Origin of the sequence: Cyanobacterium stanieri LEGE 03274, assembly GCF_015207825.1 — a bacterium.
Lineage (GTDB): Bacteria > Cyanobacteriota > Cyanobacteriia > Cyanobacteriales > Cyanobacteriaceae > Cyanobacterium > Cyanobacterium stanieri_B.
In genome coordinates this window covers 23,080-36,403 of record NZ_JADEWC010000005.1, presented here as the reverse complement: position 1 = coordinate 36,403, position 13,324 = coordinate 23,080, and the positions used below count along the sequence as shown (strand labels likewise).

Annotated in this window: 12 protein-coding genes; 3 read left to right on the top strand and 9 right to left on the bottom strand. The window is 35.9% G+C overall.

Annotation, left to right across the window (positions count from 1 at the left end):
• Positions 1-162: 162 nt before the first annotated feature.
• The 3 genes from IQ215_RS03485 to mscL all read right to left on the bottom strand — a co-directional run bounded on the left by IQ215_RS03485 (position 163) and on the right by mscL (position 2,829).
• On the bottom strand, positions 163-1,065 hold the full coding sequence (locus IQ215_RS03485) for a heme o synthase (RefSeq protein WP_193799936.1): 903 nt from the start codon (positions 1,063-1,065) through the stop codon (positions 163-165).
• Between the two features lie 167 nt (positions 1,066-1,232).
• Positions 1,233-2,150: a COX15/CtaA family protein gene (locus IQ215_RS03480; protein WP_193799935.1), complete on the bottom strand. Its 918-nt coding sequence runs from the start codon at positions 2,148-2,150 to the stop codon at positions 1,233-1,235.
• 217 nt (positions 2,151-2,367) lie between these two features.
• On the bottom strand, positions 2,368-2,829 hold the full coding sequence (gene mscL, locus IQ215_RS03475; protein ID WP_193799934.1) for a large conductance mechanosensitive channel protein MscL: 462 nt from the start codon (positions 2,827-2,829) through the stop codon (positions 2,368-2,370).
• A gap of 330 nt (positions 2,830-3,159) precedes the next feature.
• Here mscL and IQ215_RS03470 point away from each other — a divergent pair, with 330 nt between their 5' ends.
• Positions 3,160-4,278, top strand: coding sequence for an ABC transporter permease (locus tag IQ215_RS03470; RefSeq protein WP_193799933.1), 1,119 nt, complete (start codon positions 3,160-3,162; stop codon positions 4,276-4,278).
• A gap of 67 nt (positions 4,279-4,345) precedes the next feature.
• On the opposite strand, the gene IQ215_RS03465 is transcribed toward IQ215_RS03470, so the two are convergent.
• The 4 genes from IQ215_RS03465 to IQ215_RS03450 all read right to left on the bottom strand — a co-directional run bounded on the left by IQ215_RS03465 (position 4,346) and on the right by IQ215_RS03450 (position 7,871).
• On the bottom strand, positions 4,346-5,248 hold the full coding sequence (locus tag IQ215_RS03465) for a methylenetetrahydrofolate reductase (RefSeq protein WP_193799932.1): 903 nt from the start codon (positions 5,246-5,248) through the stop codon (positions 4,346-4,348).
• 187 nt (positions 5,249-5,435) lie between these two features.
• A complete protein-coding gene (gene trpS / locus IQ215_RS03460; protein WP_193799931.1) occupies positions 5,436-6,440 on the bottom strand; it encodes a tryptophan--tRNA ligase in 1,005 nt (334 codons plus the stop codon).
• A gap of 72 nt (positions 6,441-6,512) precedes the next feature.
• Positions 6,513-7,190 (bottom strand): potassium channel family protein, encoded by a 678-nt coding sequence (locus IQ215_RS03455; protein WP_193799930.1) that lies wholly within the window; start codon positions 7,188-7,190, stop codon positions 6,513-6,515.
• A gap of 99 nt (positions 7,191-7,289) precedes the next feature.
• The gene (locus tag IQ215_RS03450; RefSeq protein ID WP_193799929.1) at positions 7,290-7,871 is read right to left on the bottom strand and encodes a hypothetical protein; all 582 of its coding nucleotides are present in this window, start codon (positions 7,869-7,871) and stop codon (positions 7,290-7,292) included.
• A gap of 338 nt (positions 7,872-8,209) precedes the next feature.
• Here IQ215_RS03450 and IQ215_RS03445 point away from each other — a divergent pair, with 338 nt between their 5' ends.
• Positions 8,210-9,223: a PstS family phosphate ABC transporter substrate-binding protein gene (locus IQ215_RS03445; protein ID WP_193799928.1), complete on the top strand. Its 1,014-nt coding sequence runs from the start codon at positions 8,210-8,212 to the stop codon at positions 9,221-9,223.
• A 231-nt stretch (positions 9,224-9,454) separates the two neighbouring features.
• On the opposite strand, the gene IQ215_RS03440 is transcribed toward IQ215_RS03445, so the two are convergent.
• On the bottom strand, positions 9,455-10,201 hold the full coding sequence (locus tag IQ215_RS03440) for a DUF2232 domain-containing protein (protein WP_206688491.1): 747 nt from the start codon (positions 10,199-10,201) through the stop codon (positions 9,455-9,457).
• 134 nt (positions 10,202-10,335) lie between these two features.
• On the opposite strand from IQ215_RS03440, the gene recN reads away from it, so the two are divergent.
• Positions 10,336-12,069, top strand: a complete 1,734-nt coding sequence (recN, locus tag IQ215_RS03435) for a DNA repair protein RecN (protein WP_193799927.1) — start codon at positions 10,336-10,338, stop codon at positions 12,067-12,069.
• Positions 12,070-12,317: 248 nt separating this feature from the next.
• Here the strand turns inward: recN and IQ215_RS03430 are convergent, their stop codons facing one another.
• Positions 12,318-13,064: a hypothetical protein gene (locus IQ215_RS03430; RefSeq protein WP_241735242.1), complete on the bottom strand. Its 747-nt coding sequence runs from the start codon at positions 13,062-13,064 to the stop codon at positions 12,318-12,320.
• Between the last annotated feature and the right edge of the window lie 260 nt (positions 13,065-13,324).

Here is a 13,324-nt window from a genome sequence, read left to right as displayed (position 1 = left end):
ACTAACTTAACCTGAGTTCGGGATAACATTTTTTGGTGAGGGCAGGGAATGGGTAATTAACCATTGATAATTAAATAAATTATTATCACCCATACTCCTCATCTCCCATACTCCTCATCACCCATACCCCCCATCACCCATACCCTCTATCGCCAATTGAAGTTAAACTAAGCTATCAACTACCATGCCTGTACATAACAACATCATGTAAAGAATAGAATATTTAAACATGGATTTTGCCCTATCCTTATCCTCTGGTTTTTGTTGTAACTCCCATGCTTTAGCTATGAAAAAAGTACCAAGGGCGATCGCACTTATGAGATATACTAATCCCGAAGTATGTAAAGGATAAATTAAGACAAAACTAAACACCACAGTAATAATAGTATAAATCCAGATTTGTTTTACCGTAGGAATAGCCCCTTCCACCACAGGCAACATCGGCACATTTACCTCAGCATAATCATCACTAATCATCAACGCCAAAGCCCAAAAATGGGGAGGTGTCCATAAAAAGATGAGGGTAAATATAGCCCAAGCACTCCAACTCAAATCCCCGGTTACAGCAGCCCAACCGACGAGGGGGGGAATTGCCCCTGCCGCACCACCAATAACAATATTTTGACTGGTGTGACGTTTTAGCCAATGGGTATAGATAAGCATATAAAACACAATGCCTGATAGGGCTAACAAGGCAGAAAGAAGATTAACCCAAAGGGCAAGAAGGGTAAAAGATGTGATACCTAATAAAGTACCAAAAATAAGAGCATGGGTAGGATGAACTTTTCCCGAAGGAATAGGCCGTTTACGGGTGCGCTTCATTTCATAATCAATGTCTTGATCATATACACAATTAAAGGTTTGGGCAGAAGCGGCGGCTAGTGTGCCTCCTAGGAGGGTGATGATTAATTGAAAGGGATCAATATTTCCACCAGAAGCGATAAACATTGAAGCGGCGGTGGTAATCAATAGAAGAGGAATAATCCTTGGTTTGGTAAGGAGATAATAACTTTTAATTACTTCCCTAAAGTTTTCGTTGCGAGGGTTTAAACTGGTTCCAATCATTATTATTATTTTTGTGAATCGATGGTTTATTTATGGTAGAATCGCTTTTTTTTCAAGAAAATAGTTCTTTATGGATTTAAGGATTAAAAATTGATAATCAAAAATAAACGAAAAATAAGCAGGATAAAATAGAATTTTATTTTTGTTTTTTGATCAATTATCTTTTTTTATTGATAACTCACTTCTCCATCTCTACTGGCAAAAACACTAAAAGATACTAAACTTCCAAATAAAGCGGCTCCAATGGTATGATGAGCGATGGTCAATGGTTCGACTTGGAGATGAAGATAAAAGGTTGCTATACCCAAGAGAATTTGACTCAAAAGCAATAGGGCGATGATTTTGGCGAGGTTTCTTAATTTTACTGCCAAAGCGGGGGTACGCCACGAAAGGATAATTACTAGGAGAGTGGTAATGGTGGGGGGCAATACCCCGATAATGTGACTATTCATCACCAAACACAGTTGTTTTCCTACGAAGCATTGATGGGCTGCCCATTGACTGGCTACCAATCCTCCTAAAATACATTGAATATATACCAGAATACTGGCAATAATGCTGATGGCTTTGAGATTGCCTACGGTGGCGGTGCCTTGATAGGGGCTAAGTTTACTACCGATAATCACTAGGGTGGCAAAGAATAATAGGGCAGTGCCAAGATGGGCAGTGACAATATCAAATCTGAGGAGTTGAGTGACGGTTAATCCCCCGAGAATGCCTTGAAATACAATTAGGCAAAGGGCAAAGGTGGATGCCCAGGGTAGCCAGCGGGGTAGGGCTGATTTTTTCCACCATGATAATCCTGTAAGGGCGATCGCACTTAGCCCAATAAATGAAGCATCGAGACGGTGAAACCACTCCAGAAATACTTGTAAATTCATCTGGTTTGTGGGTATTACTTGACCGTAACAAAGGGGCCAATCAGGACAGGCCAAACCAGCATTCATCACTCTAGTAGCCGCCCCAATGGCCATTAAAAGTAAAGTTGCGATCGCCATTTTCCACACCAACCATAACACCCATTTTATCGGTTTGCTAGGTTGTGAAGAACGGGGGATAGATGTATATAAAATAGATTCCGTCATACTGAACAAGGCAATTGATAACTGTACTTTTGATCCTAGCTTAAGATCAATCCCTTGAAAGTTGACCTACTTTTTATATTTTTCCCTGATTGTCTTTACAAAACTTTACAATTAGAACCATGGTGAGGTGTGAAGAATTAACAATGGACAATGGACAATTATTTTACTGCCTGTTGCCTTTTCCTAGCTGACAATTCTTATCCCAAACTGAAATTGATTACCCTTTTTGATTCATGGTTTCTGTTAATTTCTCAATGGCTTTAATGAGATTTTCTTGAACCACAATTTCGGGGTTTACTTCTTCTTCGGCGACGGCTTCTGCTTCTGCTTCGGCGATTTGTTGTTTACGCTCCAATTTACGTTTTAAGGACTCAAAAGAGCGAATAACCAAAAATAAACAAAAAGCAATCACTAAAAAATTAATAATTGCGGAAAGGAATAAACCATATTTGACTGCACCATAACTCAATTCTTCTAACTGACTTACCCCTGCGGCTTCTATGGCAGGATTGAGAATAAGGGGAGTGATGACATCTTCTACGAGGGAATTGACGATGCGCCCAAAGGCTGCACCGATAACCACCGCTACAGCTAAATCAATGACGTTACCTCGCATGATAAAGGCTCGAAAATCAGCTATAAATTTTTGTATGCCACTTTTGTTATTATTAGTTGTCATAATCTTTAAAGTCTATTTGCTATCATGTTTTTTATGAAAATAGCATAGTACACTTTGGAATTTAATAATCAAAAAAAAATGTTAAGAATTTTGTTTTTATGTTTAAATATAGAAACTTAATAGCTAATTGTAGTCTATTCAAATCCTTGATAAAAACATTTTTACTCCTGTAAATAATTCAATATATATTTAATATTTATATTTATTTTTTCATCGTAAATTAGTTATATTATCAAAGGTATTTTGAATTAAGACTATTATTTATAATTGATTACAAAAAAAAGAAAAGAGCTTGATTAACTGTCCATTATTTAGTGATTATCAAAAAATATGAATTGGTGGCGTAAACTTAAAAAGAATCCTCTGGCAAAAATCGGAGCAATAATTTTAATTATCTTTTATTTAATGGTTATTTTTGCTGATTTTATTGCTCCCTATGATCCCTATGTTTCCCAGACAGACGGTTCTTTACTACCTCCTACCAGAATATATTTAAATAATCAACAACAAGAATTTATCGGTCCCCATGTGTATCCTACCACCCAAGGGCCTACGGATTTAGATAGGGGCGATCGCCTCTTAAACGTAGATTGGGATAATCCATCACCCATTAAATTATTTGTAGAAGGCACTCCCTATCAATTTTTACAAATAAAATTACCCCTTCCACCTACTTTTGAAGAAACAGAAATTTTTGGCGGATTTACAGTCAATAAACACTTATTTGGCACTACAGGGGAAGGAAAAATCAACCTTTTAGGCACAGATGAACAGGGCAGGGATCAATTTAGTCGTATTTTATTCGGCGGAAGAATTAGCCTATTTATCGGTTTAATAGGGATTGCCATTTCTTTCCCCTTAGGAATGTTTATTGGTGGCATAGCGGGTTATTTTGGGGGTTGGATAGATAGCATTTTGATGCGATTGGTGGAAGTTTTAATGACCATACCCGGTATTTATTTATTAGTTGCCCTAGCGGCGGTATTACCCCCAAGTCTTAGCAGTGCGCAAAGATTTTTATTGATTGTTTTAATTACCTCTTTCATTGGTTGGTCTGGTTTAGCTAGGGTAATCCGAGGGCAGGTATTATCCATTAAAGAGCAGGAATTTGTTCAGTCAGCAAAGGCGATCGGGGCAGGGCCATTTTATATTATTATTCGTCATATCTTGCCCCAAACTGCAACTTATATTGTCATTTCCGCCACCCTATCTATTCCTAGTTTTATCGTTGCCGAATCGGTTTTAAGCCTTATTGGTTTAGGAATTCAACAACCAGATCCCAGTTGGGGTAATTTACTCTCTTTAGCTTCCAATGCTTCTATCATTGTTTTACAACCTTGGTTGATTATTCCCCCTGCTTTATTAATTATTTTGACTGTATTGTCTTTTAATCTCCTTGGGGATGGTTTACGGGATGCCCTTGATCCCCGTACGGTCAATAAATCCTAACAAACCTATTGAGGGTTAACCATTAGCCGTGTAATTTATTAATTGCAAAGATAGATTTTTTCTAATATTATTGTAAGGGTTTTATTCCTGCTAAATTTAAAATTTCGGGAATTAATTCTTCTTTTTTTACAGCCATTAAATGAACTCCTTGACATATAGTTTGAGCAATTTTAACTTGTTCAGAGGCTATTTTTATGCCTTCTTGGAGGGGGTTTTTTGCATTTTCTAAACGTTTAATAATGTGGTCTGGTATTTCTACCCCTGGGACGTATTTGTTAATAAAATGAGCGTTTTTTGCACTTTTTAAGAGGAATATTCCCGCTAATATGGGGCGATCGCCCTTAACCGCAATCTGGTTCATAAACTTATCTAACTTATCAAAATCGGTAATTAATTGACTTTGAAAAAACTGCGCCCCTGCTTCCAATTTCCTTTCAAAACGTCTTTGTAATCCAGACCAACTTTTAGACTGAGGATCAACCGCCGCCCCTGCAAATAAATCTAATTTCCCGTCAGGTAAGGGCTTATTATTAATATCAAAACCTTCGTTTAATTGATGATTAATTAACTTTAATAATTTAATAGATTCTAACTCAAAAACGCTCCTTGCTTGAAGATGATCTCCTGCTTTGATCGGATCTCCTGTTAGTGCTAAAATATTCCTAATTCCTAGGGCATAAGCTCCCATTAAGTCACCCTGTAAACCAATGGAGTTGCGATCGCGCCCTGTCACCTGACAAATAGGTTCAATGCCTTCCCTCAATAACAGTGCAGAAGCTGTCACCGATGACATTCTCAACACCGCCCGACTACCATCGGTAATATTAACCCCATGTACTCGATTTTTAAGTAGTTTTGCCACCTCCAACATCCTTTCTGGATTTCCCCCCTTAGGAGGGGTAACTTCTGCGGTAATTAAAAACTTTTTAAGGGCGATCGCCCCTCGCAATTTTGATGAATTATTATCCATTTTTATAGAGAATTGATTATGAAGAAAAAAACGTTTATCGTAACTTGAAACATTAACAAAATAAAAAATAAATATTTAAAAATAACTTAAAAAAGAATATATTTTATTAATAAACTATTAATAGCAAATGTTATTTAGAAAAACTTTAAACTAACAGCCCCCTAATGCTGTAGGGGGAGTAAAAAAATCAACCAACCAAAAATCCTAAAGCCTTCTTAACCCTTAAAAGAGTAGCACTAGCCACCTCATCAGCCTTTTCCTTACCATCCTTCAACACAGAATCAAGATAACCCTTTTCCCTGACAATTTCAGCATATTTATTCTGAATCGGAGTCAACGCCTTAATGGTTGCATCAGTCAACAAAGGCTTAAACTTACCCCAACCCATATCCGCACATTCCAAAGCAACCTCATCCCTCGACTTACCCGAAAAGATAGCATACAAACTTAATAAATTATTACACTCAGGGCGCTCAGGATCAAAAGCCAAACCCATCACAGGATCAGTTTTACACTTTTTAATCTTTTTCTTGATAAGATCAGGAGAATCCAAAAGACTAATACGGCTCAAATCAGAAGGATCAGACTTGGACATCTTTTTCGTACCATCAGCCAAACTCATTACCCTAGCCCCCTCCTTACGAATCAAAGGCTCAGGCACTTTAAAAACAGGATTTTCTTCCGTAGCAAAACGGTCATTAAAACGAATCGCAATGTCACGGGTTAACTCTAAATGTTGTTTTTGATCCTCACCCACAGGCACTTGATCAGCATCATACAACAAAATATCCGCCGCCATCAAGATAGGATAATCCAACAAACCAACACTCACATTTTCCCCCTGCTTAATCGCCTTTTCCTTAAACTGAATCATCCTCTCCAACCAATTTAGAGGAGTAACACAATTAAGCAACCATGCCAACTCACTATGGGCAGTAACATGGGATTGCAGAAAAATAGTAGAATAATTTAAATCAATACCACAAGCCAAGTACAAGGCCGCAATATTATAAGTATCTTGGGCTAAAACCTTCGGATCATGAGGTACAGTAATAGCATGAAGATCCACCACACAAAAAAAGTTATCATACTGGGGTTGCATCTCTACCCAGTTACGAATTGCCCCTAAATAATTACCGATATGTAAATTTCCTGTTGGTTGTACCCCTGATAAAATACGCTTTTTGCTCATTATACTTAGAATTTATGTAACTACCCAGTGGCAAATTATAACATTTATTAAGACTTTTTAAGATTGCTAAAATTAAGTACACATACCAATAAAGTCAATTACTTCTTTGACTAAATCAGGTTTTGTCACCACCAGAATAGTCGATCCCTTTTCCAAAATTGTATTACCATTAGGAATCATCAAATCTTCGTGGGGATGGGCTTGATAACCAATAATTAAAGTACCTGCAGGAAAACGAGAATCTTGGGCTAATTCTGCCAGACTACGACCAACAATGTAACATTGATTGGGAATAGATAGTTTAATAACTTCCACTTGCCCTTGTTCAAAGTGCATCATAGCATCCACTTGGGGATATTCGATCGCATTTACTATTCGATTAATTGCTAATTCTGTGGTACTAATAATATGGGTAGCCCCTGCTAAACGATAAGGCTCATAAAAATCACGGTCATTCATTCTCACAATAATTTGCGGTACTCCATAATGTTTTGATAGAGTTACCATGGCCAAATTTAAAGCATCTTCCCTTAATGCCGCAATCACCGAGGTTGCCTTACGAATTCCCGCCTCCATCAACAAGGTTGTATTAACGGCGCTACCCTCAAAAGCCATCACGCCGATTTTTTCCCTCGCATATTGACAGGCAAGGGGATCAATATCTATTACTGCTACGGTATGATTGATATTAACCAAAGTTTTGGCTAGTTCTAACCCCGTAATACCCGCACCACCTACTAAAATATACATTGTCTCCTCGTAATCCTAACTACTGCTAGATTATAATCAAATTTCTTGCCAAGGCCTTAAAAACACTTATTCCAAACCTAAAATTTTTTTCAATATTCTTTACTTAATTTTTTTCCATAAAGCTAAACCGCCTCCCCTTCCCCTAGCGGCAATAAATTTTTCGGTGACTAAAAAATAACTAAAAAAGGCTTGTTTATTAATATTATTTTGATAAAATTCTTCTTCACTTTTAACACCACTTCTTATATCTTGTTCGTATAATTGATTTCCGAGAAGTGACATTGATAAATGGTTAAAATCAAAGGCAAGAATATTTCGTTTTTCTATATATTTAATTGGGCCAGAAACTAGAAAATTAACTAGCCCCACATTAACTTTATTGTTAACTTTTCCTTGCAATATTGTGGATGAATTAACATCCTTGGTATAAGAAATAGTAATTTTGGCAAAGGGCGGAATATAAAAGCCTTTTCCTAGTAATCCTCCCATTTTTTGTTGACTGCTTTTTGTGCCTGTGATGAAGATTAGTCGCCAATTTCCTAACAGTTGATGAAAGTCATATTTAATGTTATGTTTTCGGTTTTCTTTTTCTGCATTTAATAAGGCGCTGTAAATTGTTTCGCTGTTTGGTTTTTTTGATTTTTCTTCAATGGCTGAATGTAAGGTTTGTAAATAATCCATAAATATTTTTTTGATAATCAAATGTAGTTACTTGAAATAATAAAGCAGTTTTTTCTTGAAAACAATTATGTAAAAGTTCTTAATGGTGATGCAATTTCTACTATATAAAAGGTTTAGCTTATCTCAATTTTTATTAAAATTACTCATATTTTGAGGTTGTTTATGTTTCGTGAAATATTATTTTGATGTAAGTAAGACCAAAGTTAATAAAAAATTAAACTGTTTTTAACTTTTTCTTAATTGATTTTTTCTCATCATATTCTAATATATACCAACGAGTTTATGATTAAGGTAAATATTTTGTTTAATATTTGCTATTTTTATTATATTTTAATTAGATGAATAATTTTAGGTTAAAAAGAAGAAAGTTTATTTGGGGTTTGATGGGTTTATCGGGAGCTTATTTTAGTAATAATTGTGGAGCATTTTCGGCTCAATTAAAGTCGGTGGAAATGCAAGGAATGGGAGAAATTTTAGCAGATTCTACAATGCAAATATGGTTTAATCAATATTATCTGATTAATTCCCATTTACAGCTCAAATATCATTCTGTTTATAATACTGATTTTTTAATTAATCGTTTAAGTCGAGGTCGAGTTGATTTTGTTTTTTATAATGCTCTTTTAAATCAAAATTCGTTTAATGTATTAGATAAAAACTTGATCACTTTTGATATAGGATTAAGGGCGATCGCCCTTATTTATAATAATCAAGAATTAGCAAATCTCAAGATAACTAAAAATCAACTACATGATATTTTTACGGGTAAAATACAAGATTGGCAAGAGTTAGGAGCAGTAACAAGTAAACCAATAAAACTTATTTATCAGGGGAATAATAATAATACTAATTTAGCTTTGACTAGATATTTAAATACTACTAATATTTATGATAAAAATCAGATGGAAAAGGGAAAAGTTTTTCCATGGAAAAAAGGCATCAAGGCAAGGAGTAATCAAGGTATTATCTCAACCGTTGAACAAATAGACGGAGGGATTAGTTATGTAGAATATCCTTTTGTGGACAAAGATTTAGTGAGTGTTGCGACCATTGAAAATAATTATGGTAATTTTGTTACTCCCCATAGTAATCAATCAGTTTTTGTCATGAATTATCATGATTTAAACGAGGATAAAAATAATAATTATAAGTATCCTTTAATGGTGATTAATCAAATTTTAATAAATAAAAATAACCTAAATAAAACTAAAATAAGTGCTTTAAAAGATTTTGTAGAATGGACAATAAATTATAATGAAAATTTATCCTCTCAAGAGTATTTAAACCATATTTCCTTACCTTCATACCTTGTGGAAAAGAATAAATTAAAAATCGAGCAATATTTATCTTAATTTTAATTGAGACTATCATAATTAACTGATGTTACGTAATTTTTTTTTGCAAGTAGCAGGTTAAAAATATGAAAAGTTTTTATGAGGTTATTGAGGAAGTGAAAATAAGACCATTAATTAATGTATAGTTGTTCTAAATTTTTGAACCTGATACCTAACACTTCAAACCAAGAACTAATTATCTTTTTTTGCGTAACATCAGTAATTAAGATGCGCTGGATTAGGAAAATATTACTCATAATCTAGGATAATTTTAATCCATTCAGGAGGTCGAGGAATGGGATTTTTTAGTCTATCCAACATTAATAAAGCTACTAAATGCACCGTAAAACAATAAATTAAATTATTAACAAAAACCACCGCTAAAATTAATAATTGAATAACTAAAGTGCTAGGTTGAGATAATATACCCAATCGTAAGAAAATCCAGTCCGCCAACCCTGTAATCTGATTGATAACATAAATCCATAAATCTTCCCCTAAAAGAATCGAAAAAAGCCAAAAACGGAAGAAAAAACCAAAACTACCAATAATTGAGCCCATTAATAACGATAAATGCCAATGGGAGTTATTGCGCCACATTCCCCCCAATTGAATACCCATTAAACCATAGGGAATAATATAAACAATACTGCGGGGAGGCCCCATTAAAATACTCAATAACAAACCCGAAACGATAGTTGTCATAATAGATGCCCGTCGCCCCCGTCTCATGTAAACTAGGGCAATGGGTAAAGGGTATAACATTTTTAAAAATGGGCCTAAGCGAAAATAATAATCAATGAGCCAGATTAGACTAGCGGTACTAGCTAAAAAAGCAGTTTCCACTAAGGCTATGGTTTTGGGATTAACGTTATAGCCTTTTTGGGGCGGTTGATAAGGAGAATAGGTGAAAGCCTTGTCGGTAGATTCGTCGATGTCATCTACCCAATTTTGCTCATCAATATCTAGGGGTGAATCTGAATTTTGATTAGACAAATGAATATTAAAATCTAAAAATGAGTTTGCTTGTTTTAGAGTATAGCATCATGTTTTATGGTCAACTTTATTTGTGGAAGTATTGAAACAACCGATCGCCCTTAAAATAGATATACCAGAGTAAATTGAATTTAATGTTAATTTCCATTCGTATTGATAATTTTGCCTTAGTTGATCATTTAGATTTGGAGTTAGGACGAGGATTAAATGTTTTAACGGGGGAAACAGGTGCAGGAAAATCAATTATTTTGGATGCCATTGATGTGGTATTGGGAGGAAAGGCGAATAATCGCATGATTCGTCATGGGGAAACTAAGGCGGTGGTAGAGGCTACGTTTCATAGTAATCCTAATTTAGAAACATGGTTAGAGGAGCAAGAATTAGATTCTTTTCATGATGGCACAGTCATTTGTAGTCGGGATTTGACGTTTAAGAAAGGTAATTTTCGCTCCCGTAGTCGAGTTAATGGGGTGATAGTCAATAAACAAGTTATTATGGCACTGCGCGATCGCCTCTTAGAAATTACCGTACAGGGAGAAACGGGGGAATTATTCGCCATGGCAACCCAACGGGATTTATTAGATGCCTATGGGGGTAAAACCCTCTTAAATCACCGAAAATTGGTCACAGAAGCATTTCTCGAGATGGATAACGCCCATAATGCCCTCGTGGCGCGTCGTCAATCAGAACAACAACGACTGCAAAGGTTAGACTTATTAAAACATCAAATTAAGGAATTAAATAGTATCCATTTACGGGATGCCGACGAATTAGAGCAACTAGAAATAGAGTGCGATCGGCTTACCCACGTGGTAGAATTACAACAATTAAGCTACCAAGCCTATAACCTCTTGTATCAAAGCGAAACCGAAGAAAGTGCCACCGCAGATATTTTAGGCAAAGCCGAAGGGGTATTAATGGAAATGGTTAACTACGACAAAGAATTAACCAGTATTTTGGAAATGGTGCAAGGGGCGCTCAATCAAATTGTTGAAGCAGGACACCAAATCCATAGTTATGGTTCAGGGCTAGAAGGAGATCCCGACAGATTAGAAGAGGTAGAAGAAAGAATCAGAACCCTTAAGCGAATTTGTCGTAAATATGGCTCAAATTTAGCAGAAGTGATTAAATATCACCGAGGATTAAAACAGGAATTACAACAACTAGAAAAAAATGAACGCTCCATCGAAGAATTAGAGGCAGAATATGAACAAATCAAAACTAAAACCCTCGATTTATGTGCAAAATTAACCACCCTACGCACTAAAGCCGCCTCCAAACTAGAAAAACAACTCACCTCGGAATTAAAACCCCTCGGTATGGAAAAAGTATTATTTCAGTGTCGCCTAACCTCCACCAATCCCACCATCACAGGTTGCGATCAAGTAGAATATTACTTTAGCCCTAACCCCGGAGAAGACTTACAACCCCTAGCCATGACAGCATCAGGGGGGGAAATGAGTCGATTTCTTTTAGCTCTCAAATCTTGTTTTACAGACACTCAAGTTGATCCTAAAACCCTTATTTTTGATGAAATTGATGCAGGGGTATCAGGAAAAGTAGCACAGGCGATCGCCCATAAACTACATAAACTAAGCCTTCAACACCAAGTATTATGCGTCACCCATCAACCCCTCGTAGCCGCCATGGCAGATAACCACTTTCGAGTCTCAAAACACCTTACCGAAACTTCCACCACCAACGGCAAAGATATTCGCACCATCGTTAAAATAACCCTCCTCAAAGAGCAAAATGCCCGTCGTGACGAATTAGCCGAACTTACAGGGGGACATTCAGCCACCGAAGCCCTCGCCTTTGCCGATTCACTACTACAAAAAGCCAGTCGAGAAAAAAATCACTATACTTAACCTCAGTTCAGGATAACATTTTCTGGTAAAGGTGGGGAATGGGGAACAGGCAACAGTAGTGATATTGGTCAGAATCAATAACTTTGGTAATCAAAAATATATTTCATACTGTAATTAAACAATATCCCAACTCAAACCTAGACTCCAAAACTTGTGCCACTCATAACTCGTTATCCCGAATTGAGGTTATTATTACTATTGCCAAACTAAACTAAAAATCATACCTTAATTCACCAACGCCATATTTTCTATCTCCTAAACATCCACTCAAAGCCAATACTTACCTGAGAATCAGACTGTTGTATCGAATTTTGCCATTCAATTTGAGTTGATAAACGCAGACTTTTATTAATAGCATACCCCGCACTAATTTCCGTAATCCCCACCTCATCACTACTACCCAAACCCACAAAATTTTGAGAAATAAACACATCTGCCGCCCCCTGAGGCGACAAAGGTAAAGCTAACCTCACCCCTAAATTTAGCCCATCAGTGCTATAACCATCCGTCGTAATAGAGCGATAACCCACCACAGGGGCAATGTTAAAATATCCCCCCAATGGCAATACATAATAATTTAAATTAGCACTAACAGAGCGACGCTCCAAAGAATTTCCCTGACTATCTTCCCCATCAAAAGAAGTAGCATATCTAGCACTAAAAGTTAAAGGAGTCTCACCGATAAACACATCTTCTATACCCAAAGAAATTCCCCCAATACTATTATTAGAAGGAAACTCACTGTAGCCCACCCTTACCCTAGTGGGAAAACTCGGTTTAGTTTTGATTTCCTCTAACAAATTCGGAGTTTCTTCCACCCATTTTTTCCATACGGGGCTATTTTCCATTAACTCTGGAGGAATATTAAATTGTTGTTGTCTATTTTCTAGCTCATTGTTTTGGGCTAGGGCTATGTTATTAATTCCCATGGAGGATAGCAAAATTAACATCAAATAAAACCAAGATTTATGGGTAGGGAAACAACTTATTTTCATGGGAAATTTTAGAAGATGGATATTATAAAAAAAAATCAACTATGCTAGGTTTATTTAAATATTTATGAAAAGATAAGAGGTAGTTTTAATATAATTTGTTGAAGATTAACCACTAATATCAAGTCCGCTTGATCACTTACAAATTAGCAATATAAATATTTTAGTTCAATTTATTGAAAGAATTACCGTTAGCCGTGTAATTCATTACACGGTGAGACTCATAAATTATATAATTTAAAGATAATCATTTAATACTTAAA

Coding starts and splice junctions, on each gene's coding strand:
- IQ215_RS03485 (WP_193799936.1), bottom strand. CDS start 1,065: ATGATTGGAACCAGTTTAAACCCTCGCAACGAAAACTTTAGGGAAGTA.
- IQ215_RS03480 (WP_193799935.1), bottom strand. CDS start 2,150: ATGACGGAATCTATTTTATATACATCTATCCCCCGTTCTTCACAACCT.
- mscL (WP_193799934.1), bottom strand. CDS start 2,829: ATGACAACTAATAATAACAAAAGTGGCATACAAAAATTTATAGCTGAT.
- IQ215_RS03470 (WP_193799933.1), top strand. CDS start 3,160: ATGAATTGGTGGCGTAAACTTAAAAAGAATCCTCTGGCAAAAATCGGA.
- IQ215_RS03465 (WP_193799932.1), bottom strand. CDS start 5,248: ATGGATAATAATTCATCAAAATTGCGAGGGGCGATCGCCCTTAAAAAG.
- trpS (WP_193799931.1), bottom strand. CDS start 6,440: ATGAGCAAAAAGCGTATTTTATCAGGGGTACAACCAACAGGAAATTTA.
- IQ215_RS03455 (WP_193799930.1), bottom strand. CDS start 7,190: ATGTATATTTTAGTAGGTGGTGCGGGTATTACGGGGTTAGAACTAGCC.
- IQ215_RS03450 (WP_193799929.1), bottom strand. CDS start 7,871: ATGGATTATTTACAAACCTTACATTCAGCCATTGAAGAAAAATCAAAA.
- IQ215_RS03445 (WP_193799928.1), top strand. CDS start 8,210: ATGAATAATTTTAGGTTAAAAAGAAGAAAGTTTATTTGGGGTTTGATG.
- recN (WP_193799927.1), top strand. CDS start 10,336: ATGTTAATTTCCATTCGTATTGATAATTTTGCCTTAGTTGATCATTTA.
- IQ215_RS03430 (WP_241735242.1), bottom strand. CDS start 13,064: ATGAAAATAAGTTGTTTCCCTACCCATAAATCTTGGTTTTATTTGATG.